The 19,463-nt window shown below is 72.4% G+C and carries 17 protein-coding genes and 1 pseudogene; 9 read left to right on the forward strand and 9 right to left on the reverse strand.

The genetic code is table 11. The features are described from left to right. Positions 1-40: 40 nt before the first annotated feature. A complete protein-coding gene (gene npdG, locus IF17_RS0110465) occupies positions 41-751 on the reverse strand; it encodes an NADPH-dependent F420 reductase (RefSeq protein WP_030564447.1) in 711 nt (236 codons plus the stop codon). 212 nt (positions 752-963) lie between these two features. Here npdG and IF17_RS0110470 point away from each other — a divergent pair, with 212 nt between their 5' ends. Continuing rightward, a complete protein-coding gene (locus tag IF17_RS0110470) occupies positions 964-2,271 on the forward strand; it encodes an MFS transporter (protein ID WP_030564448.1) in 1,308 nt (435 codons plus the stop codon). A 57-nt stretch (positions 2,272-2,328) separates the two neighbouring features. On the opposite strand, the gene IF17_RS0110475 is transcribed toward IF17_RS0110470, so the two are convergent. Then, positions 2,329-2,586, reverse strand: coding sequence for a hypothetical protein (locus IF17_RS0110475; protein WP_030564450.1), 258 nt, complete (start codon positions 2,584-2,586; stop codon positions 2,329-2,331). Positions 2,587-2,644: 58 nt separating this feature from the next. On the opposite strand from IF17_RS0110475, the gene map reads away from it, so the two are divergent. Next, entirely contained in the window at positions 2,645-3,502 is an 858-nt protein-coding gene (map, locus tag IF17_RS0110480) for a type I methionyl aminopeptidase (protein WP_030564452.1), read from the forward strand. A 207-nt stretch (positions 3,503-3,709) separates the two neighbouring features. Continuing rightward, positions 3,710-4,375 carry a biliverdin-producing heme oxygenase gene (locus IF17_RS0110485; RefSeq protein ID WP_030564454.1) on the forward strand — a complete coding sequence of 222 codons (666 nt, stop codon included), beginning with the start codon at positions 3,710-3,712 and terminating at the stop codon, positions 4,373-4,375. 31 nt (positions 4,376-4,406) lie between these two features. Here the strand turns inward: IF17_RS0110485 and IF17_RS0110490 are convergent, their stop codons facing one another. The 3 genes from IF17_RS0110490 to IF17_RS0110500 all read right to left on the reverse strand — a co-directional run bounded on the left by IF17_RS0110490 (position 4,407) and on the right by IF17_RS0110500 (position 8,353). Next, positions 4,407-5,078, reverse strand: a complete 672-nt coding sequence (locus IF17_RS0110490) for a PhzF family phenazine biosynthesis protein (RefSeq protein WP_030564455.1) — start codon at positions 5,076-5,078, stop codon at positions 4,407-4,409. Positions 5,079-5,157: 79 nt separating this feature from the next. After that, positions 5,158-6,783 carry an HtaA domain-containing protein gene (locus tag IF17_RS0110495; protein WP_030564457.1) on the reverse strand — a complete coding sequence of 542 codons (1,626 nt, stop codon included), beginning with the start codon at positions 6,781-6,783 and terminating at the stop codon, positions 5,158-5,160. An 88-nt stretch (positions 6,784-6,871) separates the two neighbouring features. After that, positions 6,872-8,353: an HtaA domain-containing protein gene (locus IF17_RS0110500; protein WP_030564459.1), complete on the reverse strand. Its 1,482-nt coding sequence runs from the start codon at positions 8,351-8,353 to the stop codon at positions 6,872-6,874. A gap of 176 nt (positions 8,354-8,529) precedes the next feature. On the opposite strand from IF17_RS0110500, the gene IF17_RS0110505 reads away from it, so the two are divergent. From IF17_RS0110505 to IF17_RS0110520, 4 genes are all read left to right on the forward strand, one after another. Continuing rightward, positions 8,530-9,624, forward strand: a complete 1,095-nt coding sequence (locus IF17_RS0110505; protein WP_030564461.1) for a heme/hemin ABC transporter substrate-binding protein — start codon at positions 8,530-8,532, stop codon at positions 9,622-9,624. After that, positions 9,621-10,742: a FecCD family ABC transporter permease gene (locus IF17_RS0110510; RefSeq protein ID WP_030564463.1), complete on the forward strand. Its 1,122-nt coding sequence runs from the start codon at positions 9,621-9,623 to the stop codon at positions 10,740-10,742. The genes IF17_RS0110505 and IF17_RS0110510 overlap by 4 nt, the downstream gene beginning before the upstream one ends. Beyond that, positions 10,739-11,575 (forward strand): heme ABC transporter ATP-binding protein, encoded by an 837-nt coding sequence (locus IF17_RS0110515; RefSeq protein ID WP_030564465.1) that lies wholly within the window; start codon positions 10,739-10,741, stop codon positions 11,573-11,575. Before IF17_RS0110510 ends, IF17_RS0110515 begins: the two co-directional genes overlap by 4 nt. 137 nt (positions 11,576-11,712) lie before the next feature. Next, positions 11,713-12,717 carry an SCO2278 family lipoprotein gene (locus IF17_RS0110520; protein ID WP_030564467.1) on the forward strand — a complete coding sequence of 335 codons (1,005 nt, stop codon included), beginning with the start codon at positions 11,713-11,715 and terminating at the stop codon, positions 12,715-12,717. A gap of 78 nt (positions 12,718-12,795) precedes the next feature. On the opposite strand, the gene IF17_RS0110525 is transcribed toward IF17_RS0110520, so the two are convergent. Beyond that, the gene (locus IF17_RS0110525; RefSeq protein WP_030564469.1) at positions 12,796-13,542 is read right to left on the reverse strand and encodes a bifunctional DNA primase/polymerase; all 747 of its coding nucleotides are present in this window, start codon (positions 13,540-13,542) and stop codon (positions 12,796-12,798) included. A 152-nt stretch (positions 13,543-13,694) separates the two neighbouring features. Beyond that, a complete protein-coding gene (locus IF17_RS0110530; protein ID WP_030564471.1) occupies positions 13,695-14,378 on the reverse strand; it encodes a TetR/AcrR family transcriptional regulator in 684 nt (227 codons plus the stop codon). A 273-nt stretch (positions 14,379-14,651) separates the two neighbouring features. Here IF17_RS0110530 and ddaH point away from each other — a divergent pair. Continuing rightward, positions 14,652-15,488 (forward strand): annotated as a pseudogene (ddaH, locus tag IF17_RS0110535) (dimethylargininase); the annotation flags it as partial. Here ddaH and IF17_RS0110540 read toward each other — a convergent pair. After that, positions 15,485-16,483, reverse strand: a complete 999-nt coding sequence (locus IF17_RS0110540) for a small ribosomal subunit Rsm22 family protein (RefSeq protein ID WP_030564474.1) — start codon at positions 16,481-16,483, stop codon at positions 15,485-15,487. The pseudogene ddaH and the gene IF17_RS0110540 overlap by 4 nt on opposite strands. A gap of 216 nt (positions 16,484-16,699) precedes the next feature. Here IF17_RS0110540 and IF17_RS0110545 point away from each other — a divergent pair, with 216 nt between their 5' ends. Next, positions 16,700-18,013: a hypothetical protein gene (locus tag IF17_RS0110545; protein ID WP_030564476.1), complete on the forward strand. Its 1,314-nt coding sequence runs from the start codon at positions 16,700-16,702 to the stop codon at positions 18,011-18,013. A 22-nt stretch (positions 18,014-18,035) separates the two neighbouring features. On the opposite strand, the gene IF17_RS0110550 is transcribed toward IF17_RS0110545, so the two are convergent. After that, on the reverse strand, positions 18,036-19,457 hold the full coding sequence (locus IF17_RS0110550) for a multidrug effflux MFS transporter (protein WP_030564478.1): 1,422 nt from the start codon (positions 19,455-19,457) through the stop codon (positions 18,036-18,038). Between the last annotated feature and the right edge of the window lie 6 nt (positions 19,458-19,463).

Here is a 19,463-nt window from a genome sequence, read left to right on the forward strand (position 1 = left end):
CGGAGGCGGGGCGCCGGAGCCCGAGGCGGGGCGCCGGAGGTCAGACGTCGGTGGTGCGCAGTCCGGCGTGGACCTTGTAGCGGCGGTTGACGGAGATCAGGTTCGCCACCAGCGACTCGACCTGGTGGGCGTTGCGCAGCCGGCCCGCGAAGATGCCGCGCATCCCGGGGATACGGCCCGCCAGCGCCTGCACGATGTCCGTGTCGGCCCGCGCCTCGCCCAGGACCAGGACGTCGGTGTCGATCTCCTCGATGGACTCGTCCTGGAGCAGCACCGCCGAGAGGTGGTGGAAGGCGGCGGTGACCCGGGAGTCCGGCAGCAGGGCGGCGGCCTGCTCGGCGGCGCTGCCCTCCTCCGGCTTGAGGGCGTAGGCGCCCTTCTTGTCGAAGCCGAGCGGGTTGACGCAGTCGATGACGAGCTTGCCCGCCAGCTCCTCGCGCAGGGATTCCAGGGTCTTGGCGTGGCCGTCCCACGGCACGGCGACGATCACGATGTCGCTGCGCCGGGCGCACTCCGCGTTGTCCGTGCCCTCGACGCCGTGGCCGAGCTCGGCGGCCGCCTCGGCGGCGCGTCCGGCGTCCCGGGAGCCGAGGGTGACCCGCTGTCCGGCGCGGGCGAGCCGGTAGGCGAGGCCGCGCCCCTGCGGGCCGGTCCCGCCGAGTACGCCGACGCTCAGGGCGGAGACGTCGGGGAGGTCCCAGGGGTCCTTGGCGGGGGGCTTGGGCGCGCTGCCGCTGTCCTGTGTAGTCATGGGCCGACCCTACTGCCAGGTAGGGCCCGGAATCCCGCCCCCGGAGGCCCGATCCCGCCCACCGCATGGCCCGATCCCGCCGACCGTACGACCCGATCCCGCCGACCGCACGGCCCGATTCCGCCCTCCGTACGGCCCGGACTCCCCCACCGTACGGCCGACGGGGAAATCGGTTTGCCCGGAGCGCCCCCGAGTACCGATCATGGCCCTTCGTGACCGAAGCTCCCCCTGCCTCCCCTCCCCCGTCTCCCCCGTCGCGGTTCCGCGCCCTGCTGCCGGACCTCTCGCCGTGGCGTTCCTCGCCCGACTTCCGGCTGCTGTGGATCCAGGGGCTGATCACGTACTTCGGCAGCTTCATGGCGCTCATCGCGCTGCCGCTCCAGATCAAGCACCTCACCGGCTCGCCGCTCGCGGTCGGGGCGATGGGGGCGGTGGAGCTGGTGCCGCTGGTGGTGTTCGGGCTGTACGGCGGGGCGCTCGCCGATGCCGTGGACCGGCGGCGGGTCATCCTGCTCACCGAGGCGGGGCTCGGCGTGCTCGCCGCGATCCTGCTGGTGAACGCGCTGCTCCCGGAGCCGCTGCTGTGGCCGCTGTACGTGGTGGCGGGCGGGGTCGCCGCCCTGGCCGGGCTCCAGCGGCCCGCGCTGGACTCCCTGATGGCCCGGATCGTGCCGCACCAGCAGCAGACGGCGGCGGCCGCCCTGAACTCGCTGCGCTGGCAGATCGGGGCGATCGCGGGCCCGGCGCTGGCCGGTCTGGTGGTGGCGTACGCCGGTCACGGGACGGCGTACGCGGTGACGGTGTGCACGTTCGCCGCCTCCGTGCTGCTCTGCCTGCGGCTCTCCCCCGCGCCGCCGTCCCGGGACGCGGCGAAGCCGTCGTTGCGCGGGATCGTGGAGGGGGCGCGGTACGCCTGGAGCCGGCCGGTGCTGCTGGGGACGTACGCGATCGACCTGGCGGCGATGTTCTTCGCCTTCCCGAACACCATCTTCCCGTTCCTGGCGGACGAGCTGGACGCGGAGTGGTCGCTGGGGCTGATGTACGCGGCGGGCTCGGTGGGCTCGCTGGCGCTGGGGCTGACCAGCGGCTGGACCTCCCGGGTGCGCAGGCACGGGCTGTTCGTGGTGTTCGGGGCGGCGGTGTGGGGGCTGGCGATCGCGGCGGCGGGCTGGTTCTCCAGCGTGTGGGTGGTGCTGGTCTGCCTGGGTGTGGCGGGGGCGGGCGACATGCTGAGCGGGCTGGGGCGCTCCACCATCTGGAACCAGACCATTCCGGAGGAGCTGCGGGGGCGGCTGGCGGGCATCGAGGTGCTCTCGTACAGCGTGGGGCCGCAGCTGGGGCAGGTGCGGGCCGGGGCGATGGCGGGGTGGACCGGGACCCGGTCGGCGATCTGGACGGGCGGGGTGGCGTGCGTGGCGTCGGTGGTGCTGCTGACGGCGGCGCTGCCGAAGCTGGTGCGGTACGACTCGGAGACGGATGAGGACGCGGTGCGGAGGCGGGAGGCCCGGGCGGAGGGGTGACCCGGGGCTCCGCCCCGCACCCCGCTCCTCAAGCGCCGGAGGGGCTGAAAGACGTCCTCAATCGCCGGACGGGCTGGGTTTGCCCCCGGACGGGCTTGAGGGGCCCTTGTCCTCGTCGTGCCACTTCGGGTCTGTGTCCCACTCCAGGTTGCGGTCGCGGGCCGTGTCCATCGCGTGCTGGGCCGCCTCGCGGGAGGTGTAGGGGCCGAACCGGTTCTGGGCAGGGCACTCCGGGCCCTCCTCGACCTTCTTGTGCTCCAGGCAGTAGTACCATTCGCCCGGTTTGCCGACCGTGCGCTTCTTGAACAGGGCCATCAACGGCTCCTTTCCTCCCTGCCATGGTGCCCCGAGGGCGCTGGTTAGACTCGCTGGCATGTCTGGCCAGTCGCTTCTCGTACCAGGGGAGATCACTCCCGTCCGTTCCGTACCCGGAAACATCCGGCGCCCCGAGTACGTGGGGAAGCCGGCCCCGAAGCCGTACACCGGCCCGGAGGTCCAGGACGCCGACACCATCGAGCGGATGCGGATCGCGGGCCGCATCGCCGCGCAGGCGATGGAGGAGGCCGCCAAGCACATCGCCCCGGGCGTGACCACGGACGAGCTCGACCGGGTCGCGCACGAGTTCATGATCGACCACGGCGCGTACCCCTCCACCCTCGGCTACCGGGGCTTCCCGAAGTCGCTGTGCAGCTCGCTCAACGAGGTCATCTGCCACGGCATCCCCGACTCCACGGTGCTGCGCGACGGGGACATCGTGAACCTGGATGTCACCGCGTACATCAACGGGGTGCACGGCGACAACAACGCCACCTACCTCTGCGGTGACGTGGACGAGGAGTCGCGGCTGCTCGTCGAGCGCACCCGGGAGTCGCTGAACCGGGCCATCAAGGCGGTCAAGCCGGGGCGGCAGATCAACGTCATCGGCCGGGTCATCGAGTCGTACGCCAAGCGGTTCGGCTACGGCGTCGTGCGCGACTTCACCGGGCACGGGATCAACTCCTCGTTCCACTCCGGCCTGATCATCCCGCACTACGACAGCCCGAACGCCACCACCGTGATGCAGCCCGGCATGACGTTCACCATCGAGCCGATGCTGACGCTGGGCACCCACGAGTACGACATGTGGGAGGACGGCTGGACCGTGGTCACGAAGGACCGCAAGCGGACCGCGCAGTTCGAGGAGACGCTCGTCGTCACGGAGACCGGGGCGGAGATCCTCACCCTGCCGTAATCGGGACGAATGATCCGTAAAGGGGCCGCACCTCGGTTTGTCGCGTAGTTTTTTACCGACAAGCAGTCGGGAACCAATTGACTTAGGTAAACCTAAGTAGGAGGATCGGCGTACCGGCACGCGCCGCCGCAGCGTTGCGGCGGTCGCCTGCCGATATTTCCGTCTGTTTCTGGACTTCCCGTCCCCCTCGGTCCCCGGAGGCCCGCCTTGGACGCAACCGCCACCGTCACTCCCTTCTCGACGCTCATCCGCACCGCGTCGCACGAACAGCACACCGAGGCCGAGACCTCGACCTTCATGGGTGACCTGCTCGGCGGGCGGCTGGGTGTCGACGCGTACGCGCGCTACACCGAGCAGCTGTGGTTCGTCTACCAGGCACTGGAGGAGGGCGCGGAGGCCCTGCGGAACGACCCGGTCGCCGGGCCCTTCATCCAGCCCGAGCTGATGCGCTCCGCCGAGCTGGCGCGCGACCTGGCGCACCTGCGCGGGGAGAACTGGCGCGAGGGCCTGGAGCCGCTGCCGGCGACCGCCGCGTACGCCGCCCGGGTGACCGAGTGCGCGCGCACCTGGCCCGCCGGTTACATAGCGCACCACTACACCCGTTACCTCGGCGACCTCTCGGGCGGCCAGATCATCCGCGACAAGGCGGAGAAGGCCTGGGGCTTCGAGCGCAAGGGCGACGGCGTGCGGTTCTACGTCTTCGAGGAGATCACCAACCCGGCCGCCTTCAAGCGGGGCTACCGCGAGCTGCTGGACGCGGTGAACGCGGACGACCTGGAGAAGCAGCGGATCGTCGAGGAGTGCAAGCGCGCCTTCGCGCTGAACACCGCGGTCTTCCGGGAGCTGGGCGAGGTGTTCCCGCTCAGCGCGTGACGCCCGCACTCCGGCGTGCGGCCGCCCGGGTTCAGCCCCGGGCGGCCATCAGGACGCGGCCTCCTACCTCCACCGTGCCGTCCGGCGCGGGTGCTGTGAGGATCTGGGAGCCGCGTCCTTGTGTGATGTTCAGGGCCCGGCCGAGGTGTGCGCTCAGCAGCAGGGCCGCCGCGCCCGTCGCCTCGTCCTCCACGATGCCCTCCCCGCGCCGCGGGAAGGCCCGCGCACGGACCCGCCCGGCGGCCTCGTCCTCCCAGGCCCAGGCGTAGAGCCAGCCCTCCCCGGGCGGCGGCCCCGGCAGCGCCTCCACCTCGTCCGCGCTCGCGTACTGCTGGAACATCCGCGGCGGGGCCCACTCGGGGCGGGCGGAGATCCAGGTGAACTCCCCGTCCTGGCGGGCGAACACGTCCCCGACGGCCAGCTCCAGGACCTCCAGGTCCAGCAGCCAGGCGGCGCCGACCAGCGGGTGCCCGGCGAACGGCAGCCGGAGCCCGGGGGTGTGGATGTCCACCCGGCCGCGCTCCGGGTCGTCGACGAACACGGTCTCGCTGAAGCCCAGTCGGCGGGCCAGCTGCTGCCGGGACGCCTCGTCGGGGTGGCTGCGTCCGTCGCGTACAACGCCGAGGGCGTTGCCGTGGCGTCCGTCGGGTCCGCAGAACACCCGCAGGACGTCGATGCCCCGGGGTACGTCGTAGTGGTTCACGTGCGCATTCAAGCACCACCCGGGAACGGCCGCGGGGCCGTACCCGGTGGATACGGCCCCGCGGGTGGTGCGGAGTTGATCAGGCGGTGGCGCCACGGCGGCGGCGCGCCGCGATCACGAGGCCGGCACCGGCCGCCACGACGAGGCCGGAGGCGCCGATCAGGGCGCCGGTCGGGACGTCGGAGCCGGTGGCGGCCAGGGAGCCGGAGCCGCCGACCGAACCGCCGGTGGTGGAGCCGCCGGTGGTCGAACCGCCGACCGTGCCGCCGCCGGTGGTGGAGCCGCCCGTGGTGGAACCGCCGGTGGAGCCCGAGCCGCCCGTCGAACCGGAGCCGCCGGTGGAGCCACCCGACGAGCCGCCGGTCGAGCCGCCCGGGGGCAGCGTGGCGTCCTCGTCGAGCGAGACGGCCGCGTTCAGGGCGTCCAGCTCGTCGCCCTTGTCGTACTGGCCGATGAAGGCCTCGGCGCCCTCCTCGGTGAGCGTCGCCGGGATGTCCTTGAGGGTGACGATGCCCTCCTTGGCGGCGAGCGCGCCCGCGGGCACCTTCAGGTCGGCGAAGGGCAGGCCGGTGAAGGTGTCGACCTTGCCGGTCGCCATGTCCTTGCTGGAGAGGTCGGCGAAGAGCTTGCCCGTCGTGCCCTGGATGTCGATCTTCAGGTTGCTGAGGGAGAGGTCGAGCTTGTAGTCACCGGCGGTCTCGTGGCCGAGGAAGCGCACCTTGCCCTGGAACTGGGCGTCGAGGCTGTTCTTCTCGGCGTCGAGGTGGCCGGTGGCCTTGGTGAAGCGGTAGCCGTCCGCGTTGGCGGTGGCGCCGTCGCTCGTCTCGACCTTGCCTTGCGCGATCGGGCCGACGACGTACGAGCGGAACGACTTCTTGAGGCCCCAGTCCAGGGTGCCGTCGACGACCGGGCCGCTGGTGGGCTTGGCGGTCCCGGTGGGGTCCTGCTCGACGGGGGGCTTCACGGGAGGCTTGACCGGCGGCTTCACGGGGGGCTTGACCGGCGGGTCGACCGGGGGGTCCACGGGCGGCGGCGGCTCGACCGGAGGCTTGGCCGGCTTGACGGCCAGCGTGGCCGGGTCGGCGGGCATGCCCTCGGTGTAGCGGGCGAAGACCGCGCCGCCCTCCTTGGTGAAGGCGGTCGGAATGTCCGCGAACTTCATGCCCTCGGCACCGTTGGTGGGTTCGACACCGCTGAGGTCGAGCGTGACCATCGCCAGGTCGTCGCTGACCACGGGCTCCTTGCCCGGGGACTTGGTGGTGACGTCGACAGTGATCTTCCCGGTCTTGCCGACCGTGACGACCTTGACGTCGGACAGCTTGATGTCCAGGATCCCGCCGTGCGCCTCGTAGTGCACGCTGCCCTTGAAGGAGGACGTCACGCCGTGGTTGCCGAGGTCGTACTCCCCCTTGTCCAGGGGGAACTTGTACGTGCCGTCCGCGTTCTGCGTGACGCCGTCGGCCAGGGTGGCGGTGCCCATCTTGCCGATCATGTCGCGCCAGCCGCTGAAGAGGCCCCAGTCCAGGGTCCCCGACTCCAGCTTGAAGACGGACGGTGCGGGGGCTCCGGCAGCGGCGGGGGCGTCAGCCGTGGTTTCGGCGCGGGCGCCGTCGGCCGCGAAAGCCGGGATGGCGAAGGTCGCGCCCAGGGCGGCGGCCGTGGCGACGGCTGCTGCGAGGGCTATGGGGCGGCGAGTTGCTGCCATGTCGGTGGGTCTCCTAAGGCAACGGGGGGAGGAAGGGAGGCGTGGGGGGAGGGGATGAGGAACCGTAAAGCGCTCATGAGGGGCGCCGTCAGGAGGTCTGGGGGGCGTCGGGGCCCGTAGAGGTGGCGTCGGGGGCCTGGCCGGCCTTGCGGCGGCGCAGCGCGAAGAACGTCGCGGCCGCGGCGAGGAGCAGCACACCGCCGCCGATCACGGCGTACGTGCCGGCGCCCGGGCCCGAGTCGGACGTGGCGGCGGCCGGTGCGGCGGAGGGTTCGGCCGAGGGCTTCGCGGTGGGCCCGGCGGCGGCCGTCGGCTCGCTGCCGAGGTCGGGCAGCGGGGGCAGCTGGGCCTGGTCGTCGACGGCGACGGCGAGCGAGACGGGGTCCATCTCCGTGCCCGCCTTGTACATGGAGCCGAACGCCTTGGCCCCGTCCTCGGTGAGGGTGGCGGGCACCTCGGTGAGGACGGCGAGGCCCTCCTTCGGCGCGAAGTCCTTGGCGGTGAAGGTGATCAGGGGGACGTCCTTGCGGGTGGTGCCCGCGCTCGTGACGTCGGCGGAGAGGGTGCCTTCGCCCTTGGTCACGGCGACCGTGACACCGGCGAACTTCAGGTCGAGGTCATGGGCGCCGGTGAAGTGGATGCTGCCGCCGAAGTCCGCGTCCAGCGTCTGCTTCTTCGCGTCGTACGTGCCCTTGCCCTGCGGGAAGCGGAAGAGTGCCCCGCCGTCCTGGGCGCCGTCGGCGAGCGTCCACTTGCCCTGGCCGATGGAGCCGGTGACGTACTCGCGGAAGGTGCGGCGGACGCCCCAGTCGACGGCGGCGTCCTCGAAGCGGCCCGCCTTCTCCTTGTCCTTGGCCTTCTCGGCGTCCTTCTTCTTCTCGTCCTCGGCCTTCTGGGCGTCCTCCTCCTTCGTCGCGGACGGGGCCGGCTTCGGCTGCTCGGCCGGAGCCTCGGTGTCCACGGAGAGGCTGATCGGGTCGAGCGGTGTGCCGGCGGTGTAGTAGCCGGCGAAGGCGGACGCGCCCTGCGCGGTCAGCGTCGTGGGGACGTTGGTGAGGGCGATGGGCGTGGAGCCGCCCTTCATGTTGATGCCACCGAGGCCGAGCGTGGCGAGCGGCACCTGGGAGCGGTTGCTGACCTTGCCGGTCCCCCGCTCCTTGCTGACCATGTCGGCGAAGAGCGTGCCGCTGCCACCGCCGATCTTGATGGTGGGGCGGCTGATGACGAGGTCCAGCTCGTTGGTTCCGTCGGCCTTCTTGTGGCCGGTGAAGTGGACCCCGCCGGAGAAGCCGGAGCTGAAGGCGCCGGTCGCCGGGTCGTAGGAGCCGTTGGCGGAGTGGAAGCGGAACTGGCTGCCGCCGACCGTGGCGGCGCCGCCGGTCAGGCTCCAACTGCCCTGGGCGATGGGGCCGGTGACGTAGCTCTGGAAGGAGGATTTGATGCCCCAGTCCAGCCGTCCACCCTGCACCGTGCGGTCGGCCGCTTGCGCGGTGGCGGCGGGGAGCATCGCTCCCAGCAGCACCGCGAGGAGCGCGACGGCGAGCGCGCGGGCGGATCTGGACGGCAGCATGAGGGACCCCTCCGAGGGCTAGAAGTGAAGGTAAGGCTAACCTAAGGTATTCGCAGCCTGTGCCGGAACCCCTCCGGCACCTCCACACAACTGACACATCCGTCACATCCGAACCAGCCGCCCCGCCACCTCATTCATCACTCACCGCACGCCGCAGAACGACAGGACGGTGCCCAGTGCGCATCACGCAGGACTTCGCCCCGAGCGGCCCTCAGGGCCCGGGCAGCGGGCAGGCATTCGGCCGTCGGCCGGTCCGCGGCCGGGCGGGCGCCGCCCTCACTGCCGCGATGGCCCTCGCCCTGCTGCTGACGGGCTGCGGTGGAGGCAACGGTTCCGCATCGGCGGGGCCGAAGGGCGCCCAGAGCTCCGCCCACGCGGACCGGGTCGAGCCGCTGGCCGCCGCGCCCGCGCCGAAGCTGCCGGTGACGGTGGACTCGGCGGACGGCACGAAGGTGACGGTCGACTCCACCGACCGGATCGTGCCGCTGACCGGGTCGCTGAGCGAGATCGTCTTCACCCTGGGCTTCGGAAAGCAGGTCGTCGCCCGGGACATCACCGCCACCTTCGAACAGGCCGAGAAGCTCCCGGTGGTGACCCGCGCCCATGACGTCTCGGCGGAGAGCGTGCTCTCGCTGAAGCCGACCGTCGTCCTCGCGGACACCACCACCGGACCGGCCGAGGCGATCGACCAGATCCGCGACGCGGGCATCCCGCTGGTCGTCGTCGACCCCGCCAAGGGACTGGACGACGTCGGCCGCCGGATCGACACGGTCGCCGAGGCGCTCGGCGTACCGGCGGCCGGCACCGAGCTGAAGAAGCGGACCGAGTCCCGGATCGCGGCCGTGCAGAAGACCATCCCGGATCACGCGGACGGCAAGAAGCCCCGCGTCGCCTTCCTCTATCTGCGCGGTTCGGCCTCCGTCTATCTGCTGGGCGGCGCGGAGTCGGGGGCCAGTTCGCTGCTGGAGGCGGCGGGTGCCGTCGACGCCGGCAAGGCGTCCGGGCTGAACAAGGACTTCACCGCCATCACCAGCGAGGCGCTCGCCAAGGCCGCGCCCGACGCGATCCTGCTGATGAGCAAGGGGCTCGACTCGGTGGGAGGCATGGACGGTCTGGTGAAGATCCCCGGTATCGCGGAGACGCCCGCCGGGATGGACCGCCGGGTCGTCTCGATCGACGACGGCGTGCTGCTGAACTACGGCCCGCGCACCGACCGGGTGCTCGCCGAGATCGTCGAGCAGCTGCACCCGAAGGGCGGCAAGGGCCAGTGACCACCTCGTACGAGGAACGCACCGGGGAGCCGCTCTCCAAGGAGGACCCCTCCGGTGCGGCCGATCTGAAAGCCGCCGCCCCCAAGTCCCCGCGCAGCAAAGCGTTCGTGCTCACCGCCGGGCTCTCGCTCGCGCTGCTCGCCGGGTGTCTGCTCTCCGCCGCGATCGGTGCGTACTCCATCCCCATCGGGGACGTCCTCAGCTCGCTCCAGCACCGGATCGGGCTCGGCGGACAACCGCTGGACCGGGTCGGGGAGAGCGTCCTGTGGAACGTCCGGCTCCCCCGCGTCGTCCTCGCGCTCCTCGTCGGCGCCTCGCTCGGCTGCGCGGGCGCCCTGATGCAGGGCGTGTTCGGCAACCCGCTGGCCGAGCCCGGCGTCATCGGGATCTCGGCCGGCGCGGCCGTCGGCGCGGTCGCCTCGATCGCGCTCGGCCTGACCTTCTTCGGCAACTGGACGATCACCGTCTTCGCGTTCATCGCCGGTCTCGCCACCGTCCTGCTCGTCTATACGCTCTCGCGCTCCGGCGGCCGGACCGAGGTCGTGACGCTGATCCTCACCGGTATCGCCGTCAACGCCTTCGCGGGCGCGCTGATCGGGCTGTTCATCTTCTTCGCGGACAACGCGCAGATCACCCAGATCACCTTCTGGCAGCTCGGTTCGCTCTCCCAGGCGACCTGGCCCAAGGTGCTGGCGGTTCTGCCGTGCGCGCTGGCCGGACTGCTCATCGCCCCGTTCTACGCCCGCAAACTGGACCTCCTGGCCCTCGGCGAGCGGCCCGCCCGCCACCTGGGCGTGGACGTCGAGCGGCTGCGGATCACACTCGTCCTGGTGGTGGCGCTGCTGACGGCCGCCGCGGTGGCCGTGGCCGGGATCATCTCGTTCGTCGGGCTGCTCGTGCCGCACCTGCTGCGGATGGCGAACGGCCCCGGCCACCGCTTCCTGGTCCCCGGGAGCGCGCTCGGCGGCGCCCTGGTGCTGGTGGCGGGCGACCTCGCGGCCCGGACCGTGGCCGCCCCCGCCGAGCTGCCGCTCGGGGTGCTGACCGCGCTCTTCGGCAGTCCGTTCTTCTTCTGGCTGCTTCGCAGGACCCGTCGTAAGCAAGGTGGTTGGGCATGAGGACGCTGAGAGATCTGTTCGCGGTACGGAGCCGGGAGCTGCCCTCGCCCGTCGCGCCCGGCTCCGCCGCCGTCGAGGCCGCCGGGCTGTCGGTCCGGCTGGGCGGGCGGCAGGTGCTGGATGCCGTCGACCTCGCCGCGCACGCCGGTGAGGTGGTGGCGCTCGTCGGCCCGAACGGGGCCGGCAAGTCCACGCTGCTGGCCGCGCTCGCCGCCGACCTGGCCCCGGGGAGCGGTGAGGTCCTGATCGGCGGCCGCCCGGCCACCGCCTGGACCGCACCCGAACTGGCCCTGCGCCGCTCGGTGCTGCCGCAGTCCGCCGTGCTCTCCTTCCCGTTCCCGGTGGAGGACGTCGTACGGATGGGGCGGGCGCCCTGGGCCGGTACGGAGCTGGAGGACGAGGACGACACGGCCGTGGCGGCGGCGATGGCGGCCACCGAGGTGACCCGGTTCGCCGCCCGCCCGTTCTCGGAGCTGTCCGGCGGTGAGCGGGCGCGGGTGGCGCTGGCCCGGGTGCTGGCGCAGCGGGCCCCGCTGATGCTGCTGGACGAGCCGACGGCCGCCCTGGACCTGCGCCACCAGGAGCTGGTGCTGCGGATCTGCCGTGAGCGGGCCGCCGCCGGGGACGCGGTGGTGGTGGTCCTGCACGATCTGGGGCTGGCAGCGGCGTACGCGGACCGGGTGGCCGTGCTGCACGAGGGGCGGATCGCGGTGGTGGGGCCGCCTCGGGAGATCTTCGACGGGGAGCTGCTCGGCGAGGTGTACCGGCAGCCGGTGGAGGTGTTCCCGCATCCGCGTACGGGGGCCCCGCTGGTCGTTCCCGTACGCCACTGAGCCCGAACACCGGGCCCTGGGGCGCCAGGTCACGTTGTGGACGCTGTATCCGGACCGCGCCCGCACGCCGTTCGCCGCCCCGGTAGGGTTTCGACGGTCAGTGCGGGCGACGGATGCAGAAGGCGCAGAAGCAACGGATGACGACACCCCCCAGGGCGGGCCGGCTGACGGCGGCGCTCGCCACGGCGACGGTCCTGTGCGTGACCGCGAGCGGCTGTGTGACCGTCCACGGCGAGCTGGAAGTGCTGCCGGGGGCGACGGAGGCCGAGGCCGCCCAGGCGCTGACGGACTTCATCACCGCCTACAACGCGGCGGACAGGGCGTACGATCCGGCGCTCGACGCGGACCGGGTGACGGGCTCGCTCGGGGCGATCAACCAGGCCGGGCTGAAGGCGCGCCAGACGTACAGCCCCGGCGGCAACAAGGCGCACAAGCCTCTGGAGTTGACGGACGCCACCTACATCATCCCGAAGAAGGCGGGCTGGCCGCGCTGGTTCCTGGCGGACACCGACTCCAACCGGGACGAGGACGGCGGGAAGCTGGACACCCGCTGGCTGGTGGTGTTCGTACGGAGTGGTCCCGGCGCACTGTGGAAGGCGTCCTATCTCGGGGTCGTCCCGCCGTCCCAGGTGCCGGAGTTCACCCGGGACAAGGACGGGCTCGCCACGCCGGTGGAGCCGCAGAGCGGTGAACTGACCGTTTCTCCGGCCGACTTGAGCATCGCGTACACGGAGTACCTGCAGAAGGGCACCCCGGACGTCTTCGCCCCGAGCACGGCGACCTCGCAGTGGCGCGAGACGCGCCGGACGACCCGGCGGGCCGGGTTCTCGTACCAGTACATCGACCAGCCGCTCTCGGGCTCCACGTTCGGGCCGCTCGGGCTGCGCACCGAGGACGGCGGGGCGCTGGTCTTCTTCAGCAGCAAGCACTTCGAACGGCAGGTCACGGCGAAGGGGCTGAAGCCGGAGGTCAACGCGGACGTGAAGGCGCTGATGACCGGCGAGGTCACCAACAGCCTCACCAAGGAGCGGATCTCCAGCCAGCTGGTCCATGTGCCGGCGCGCGGGCAGAGCTCCGACTCCGGCGGCCGGGTGCGGATGCTGAACCGGCTGCCGGGTCTGGTCGCGGCGAAGGGCGAGTAGGAGAGGGAGGGGCCCTTGGGCCCTTGATCCCGGCCCCCTCTCCCCTGGTAACAGCTCAGCCGGTAACAGCTCAGCGGCTCAACGACTCAGCGGCCAGGCGATCGAGTCGTGGTCCAGCTCGCTCTGCTCGGCGCTGCCCGCATAGCGCGCGCAGGCGTCGGTGAGCGTCTCCAGCAGGGTCAGCGGGTCAGGCAGCTCGTGCTCGGGGCCGCGCACCCAGCGGACGTCGAGCTCACCGGGGAGCCGGGCGGGCGGCAGGAGGACGTAGCTGCCGCGGCAGTGCCAGCGCAGGCCCGGGTGGGCGTCCATGGTCTCGGGGTGGCAGTCCAGCTCGCAGGGCCACCACTCGTCCTCGTCCTCGGGGGTGCCGCGGGTGGCGGTGAAGAAGAGCATCCGGTCCTCGCCGGACTGGGCGACCGGGCCGACGTCGATGCCCGCCGCGAGAAGACGCTCCAGGGCGCTGCGGCCGGCGGTGAGGGGGACGTCCAGCACGTCGTGGATCATGCCGGTCGCGGTGATGAAGTTGGCCAGCGGCTGGCTGCGGGCCCAGCGCTCGATCTGGGCACGGTCGGTGGTCGACTGCGTCTGCCAGGCGAAGGAGATGGGGTGCCGGGCGGGGGTGGGACAGCCGATGCGTTCGCACGAACATCGGTATCCGAGGGGGTGGGCGGCGGGGGCGATGGGCATGCCCGCGTCGGCGACCGCCAGGAGCAGCGCCACTCTGGCCGTCTCGTCGGCTTCGGCCCCTGGTGATTTGGGACGTCGCCGCAGCCACTGGGAGATCCTGCTCTCTGTGCCGCGGAAACGGCCGGAATCGGCGCCCATCTATCCCCTCACCTCAGCATTTCACCTCAGCGTTGCCTCTCCATCGTCGCACCATCTGGCGGCGGGGGTGGCCAGAGTTCACCAGCGGGGCCGTGTACCACTGCACCGAGTGAGCACCATCACGCCCGATGTCGCCACATAACGGATAAGGATTAAGAGCGGGGGGCCAGCCCGCCGAGGGCGTAGTCGACGATCGTGTCGGCGTACGCATGGGTGAGCGGGAGGGTCCTGAGCAGCCAGCGGTGGGTCAGTGGCGCGATCAGGAGCTCCAGGGCGATCCGTGGATCGGCGTCGGGCCTGAGCTGTCCGGCCTCCTGTGCGGCCCGCAGCCGTGTGACATACAACGCGAGCTGCGGGTCGAGCAGCTTCTCGACGAATTCGGCGCCCAGTTTCGCGTCGACGATGCCCTCGGCGGTCAGGGCCCGGGTGGGGGCCTCCATCAGCGGGTCGTTCAGCTCGTCGACGGTGGCCCGGAGGACGAGCTTGAGGTCGGCGGCCAGGTCCCCGGTGTCGGGGATGCCGTACTCGGCGGCACCGGCCTGCGGGTCCGTACCGCCGGTCTCTCCGCCGGTCTCTCCGCCCGTACCGCCGGCCTGCGGGGACGCCTCCTCGGCGGCCCGGGCGGCCAGGTCCAGGAAGGCCTCCATCAGGACGGCCGCCTTGGAGGGCCACCAGCGGTAGATCGTCTGCTTGCCGACCCCGGCGCGGGCGGCGATACCCTCGATCGTCGTACGCCGGTAGCCGCTCTCGCCGACGAGGGCCAGGGCGGCGTCGTAGATGGCCCGGCGGGAGCGGTCGCTGCGGCGGCTGGAGTCGGGTGCCTTGTGGGGTGCCATGCGGCCAATCTAGCGCCGGACGAGCCGATACGTATCGTCTTGCCCGGATCCCGTGCCCCGTATTCCGTGACCGGGCGGCTTCCGTGACCGGGCGGCTTCCGTGACCGGGCGGCTTCCGTGACCGGGCGGCTTCCGTGACCGGGCGGCCGGAAGATGGCCCCAACAGGACGATCCGATGAACCACCCGATCGGTCCACTGCGGATCTCGCCCGCACGGCGCACCATGGGCTCACGCGCAGACCGTGCGCATCCCACCGTTCCGCGGCCCCGGTCGCCGTTCGCGAGGAGCCCCAGTTGAACCGTGACGCCACCCCTCGTCGCTACCTGATGTGCGCCCCGACGCACTTCCGGGTCACCTACTCCATCAACCCGTGGATGGACCCGTCCAAACCCGTCGACCTGCCGCTGGCCCAGACCCAGTGGGAGGACCTGCGCGACCGCTACCGCGCCCTCGGCCACACCGTCGAGCTCCTCACCCCCCGCCCGGACCTGCCGGACATGGTCTTCGCGGCCAACGGCGCCACGGTGATCGACGGGCGGGTGCTCGGCGCCCTGTTCGCCTACCGGGAGCGGTTCGAGGAGGCCGAGGCCCACCGCGAGTGGTTCCGGGAGAACGGTTTCACCGACATCCGGGAGCCGGACCACGTCAACGAGGGCGAGGGCGACTTCGCGGTCACCGCCTCCTACCTCCTGGCCGGACGCGGCTTCCGCTCCAGCCCGCTCTCGCACGACGAGGCCCAGGAGTTCTTCGGGCTGCCGGTCATCGGCCTCGATCTGGTGGACCCGCGCTACTACCACCTGGACACCGCGCTGTGCGTGCTGGACGCGGCGGCCGACGAGATCATGTATTACCCGGACGCCTTCTCCCCCGGCAGCCGGGCCGTACTGCGCCGGCTCTTCCCGGACGCACTGCTCGCCCGGGAGGCGGACGCGGCGGCGTTCGGCCTCAACTCGGTCAGCGACGGCCGCCACGTCCTGCTGCCCCAGGCGGCGACGGGGCTGCTGGACCCGCTCCGGGACCGGGGCTTCGAACCGGTCCCGATGGACCTGGGCGAGCTGCTCAAGGGCGGCGGCAGCGTGAAGTGCTGCACGCAGGAGCTGCGGGGTTAGCCCTCCCCGCCCTCCGGCGGCCAGGGGTCGCCCCAGGCGATGTCCCTGGCCGCCCGGTACAGCTCGCCGTGGCGCTTGGTGACCGTGGAGCGGGCGAGGCCATCGTCGCGCGTGCAGAGCTCCAGCAGGACCTGGCCCTTGCGGAGTTGCGGCTTGCGGGTGATCCGGGCGGGCGCCGGGGTGGCGGGGAAGCGGGTGGCGACGACGTAACTGAACTTCTCGTCCTCGTGGCTGAGCGAGCCGCCCTTGACCTGCCGGTGCAGCGAGGAGCGGCTGACCCGGGCCGAGAAGTGGCACCAGTCGGTGCCGGGGGCGATCGGGCAGGCGTCGTCGTGCGGGCAGGGGGCGGCGATGCTCAGGCCGGCGGCGATGAGCCGGTCCCGGGCCTCGATGATCCGGCCGTACCCGTCGGGGGTGCCCGGCTCCACGATCACCACGGCCTGCCCGGCCGCGGCGGCCGCGTCGACCAGCCCGGTCCTGGCCTCGGCGGTCAGCTCCTTGAGTACGTAGCTGACGGTGACCAGGTCCGCCGGTGCCAGCTCCAGCGCCGCGCCGATCCGGGCCCGCTCCCAGCGCGCCTCCCGCAGGGCCGGCACCCCGGACGCCTCGGCCAGTTCGCGGCCCAGGGCGAGGGCGGGCTCGGCCCAGTCCAGGACGGTGGTCGCCGCCCCCTCCCAGGCCCCGGCCACCGCCCAGCTCGCCGCTCCCGTGCCGCCGCCGACGTCGGTGTGGGTGGCGGGGGACCAGTCGGGCGCGGCCTCGACGAGAGCGTCGAGGGCGGACCGTACGGCTTCGAAGGTGGCGGGCATCCGGTACGCGGCGTACGCGACGACGTCGGAGCGGTCCCGCAGGATCGGGGCGCCGGTCGGGGTCTCCCCGCGGTAGCTGGCGATCAGCCGGTCGACGGCCTGCGCGGCCTGCTTCGGCGGCAGCCCGTCGAGCAGCCCGGCCAAGGCCGCGCGCAGGGACTGGGCGGTGGGGAGGGTGACGTTCACCGGCGAATTGTAGGCGGCGGGGGAAGCCTCGGGCGCATTCCTCCCGGCCCGGGCCGGGATGGGTACGGGGTCCCTGTGGCGGGTCCGCGTCACCGGTCCGGAACAGGTTTTCCGCGAACTCCACGCGGTCAGAAGGTGGTTGCTACGCTGGCCCGCGCGAGATCGGGAAGAGGCCGGAAGAGGCCACGAGACCGGGTTCGGTCCATCGGGGGAGCCATGAGACAGAAAGCCGTGCGGCTGACCCTGGTCGGCGGGGTGGTCTTCCTCGCCCTGCTCCTCCTCCTGGCGACCTGCGGCGGCAACCCGGAGAGCCAGCGAAAGAAGGACGCCGTCCCGGTGAAGCGGGTCATGCCGAGCGCGGGGCCGGTCACCCGGCTCACCGTCCCGCCGCAGTACGCCACCGACCGGGGCTGGGAGATCATCGGCTCCTCCCCCGAGGTCGCCGTCTCCCACGCGACGGGCCGCCTCGCCTACCTGGAGCGGCTGAACGGCAACCGCTACCGGCTGCGCACCGTCGACACCGCCACCGGGAGGCTGGGCTGGCAGGGCCAGGCGTGGCGGCCGCCGGACCCGCTGCACTACCCGAGGCTCGCCACGGTCACCGCGGGCGACCGGCAGTACTTCGTGACCTGGTCGTACGGGAAGGTCGGCGACGGGCTGACCCCGGCGTCCACCTTCGTCTCCCTCGACGTGTACGACGTGACGGACGGCGCCCGGCAGCGCGTCGAGGTGCCGTGGTCCGGCGCCCCGGACGTCGACACGAACGGCCCGGAGATCGTGATCAGCGACGGCAAGGCCAACAGCACGCTGGTCGACCCGGTCACGGGCACGGTCTCCGAGCTGAGCGCGGACGAGCTGAAGTACCCCAAGGGCTGCCCGGCCTGCAAGCAGCTCACCGAGGTGTACGGGCAGACGGCGGCGGGGCTGCTCGTCGGCGGGGCCCGGGAGTTCTGGGTGCGCGGCGGCTGGTTCAGCCGGAACGTGGCGCCCCGGGGCGCCGACCCGGGCAGCGGCGTGGTGACGTCGGTGGCCGGGGACCGGGTGCTGGCGAAGTGGGCCCTGGCGAAGAAGGCGAAGCAGGCGGCCACCCACGAGCTGTGGACGGTGCACGACGCGGTGACCGGCAAGCCGCTGGTCTCGGTGGAGTGCCACCGGCCCGCCATAAAGCCGGGGCGCTACCCGCAGGCGGTCCTCTCCCCCTCGGGCGACCACCTGATCGCCGGGAACCTGGCCTTCGACCTGGAGGCGGGCCGGGGCCACTGCTTCGAGGCGGAGGACGGATCCAGCCATCTGGCGCTGGCCTCGGTGACGGACGACGGGATCGCGTACGGGGCGGAGAACGCGCGCGACGCGGCGGAGGCGCTCTCCGGGGGCGGGCTGCCGGTCGCGGTGGACCTCGCGAACTGGACGACCGAGCAGCTGTCGCGCAACGCCCGGCTGCCGGGTCTTGAGACGACCGGCGTCGGGGTGTTCCGCTGGACGGACCGGCAGGAGCGGACGCGGCTGATCGGGTATCCGCGTACCGACTGAGGCCGCGGAGGTCCGGAGGCGCCTACAGCCCGCCGACCTCGCGTCCCGCCCGCTGCCACGGCCGGCACAGCCCGAGGAAGCAGCCCACAGCCGCCACCGCGCACACCACCTGCACGACCGCCATCGGCACGGCCGTGTCCTCGCCCGCGATACCGACCAGCGGCGAGGCGATCGCCCCGATCAGGAACGAGGACGTGCCGAGCAGCGCGGAGGCCGAGCCCGCCGCGTGCTTGGTCCGCATCAGCGCCTGGGCGTTGGTGTTGGGCATCGCCACACCCATCGCCGACATCAGCACGAAGAGCCCGGCCGCGATCGGCACGAGCCCGACCTCACCGAACACGCCCGTGGTCATCAGCAGCAGCGCCACCGCCGCGAGCACGATGACGGCGAGGCCGAAGCCGAGCACCTTGTCCAGGCTGATCCGGCCCACCAGCAGCTTGCCGTTGATCTGCCCGACGGCGATCAGGCCGATGGAGTTGAGGCCGAACAGCAGGCTGAAGGTCTGCGGGGAGGCCCCGTAGATCTCCTGCACGACGAAGGGGGACGCGGAGATGTAGGCGAACAGGACGGCGAAGGCGAGCCCGCCGGTGATCATGTAGCCGGCGAAGACCCGGTCCGCGAGCAGCCCGCGCATCGTGCGCAGGGCCTCACCGACCCCGCCCGTGTGGCGGCTGCCGGGCGGCAGGGTCTCGTGCAGCCACTTCCAGACGACGAGGGTGAGCACGATGCCGACGCCGGTCAGGACGACGAAGATGCCGCGCCAGTCGGTGAAGCGCATCACCTGCCCGCCGATCAGCGGGGCGATGATCGGGGCGACGCCGGAGATCAGCATCAGGGTGGAGAAGAACCGGGCCATCTCCACGCCGTCGTAGAGGTCGCGGACCACCGCCCGGGCGATCACGATGCCCGCGGCGCCCGCGAGTCCCTGGAGGAGGCGGAAGCCGATGAGGAGTTCGGCGGAGGGGGCGAGCGCGCAGATCGCGGTGGCGATGACGTAGACGACCATGCCGAGGAGCAGCGGCCTGCGGCGGCCCCACCGGTCGCTCATCGGTCCGACGACGAGCTGGCCGAGCGCCATTCCGGCCAGGCACGCGGTCAGTGTGAGCTGGATGGTGGCGGCGGGGGCGGCGAGGGAGTCGGTGACCGCGGGGAGCGCCGGGAGGTACATGTCCATGGAGAGCGGCGGCAGGGCGGTGAGCCCGCCGAGGACCATGGTGACCAGGAACCCGGTGCGCCGGGCCGCCTTGACGGCGGGGGCGGTGAGGCCGCCTGCCTCCGGGGCTGCCGGGAGACCGGCGGGGGCGGTGACCTGCGGGGCGCCCGGGTCGACGGAGAGGGCGCCGGCGTCCCCGTGCGGGGGGAGCGGCGCGCTGTCGGATCCGGGACCGGTCCCGGAGGTGGGTATGTGTTCTCGCTGGGCCCGGCTGCCGCCGCTGTCCGGCATTCTCGT

It is taken from the genome of Streptomyces cyaneofuscatus, assembly GCF_000718135.1.
Classification (GTDB): Bacteria; Actinomycetota; Actinomycetes; order Streptomycetales; family Streptomycetaceae; genus Streptomyces; species Streptomyces cyaneofuscatus.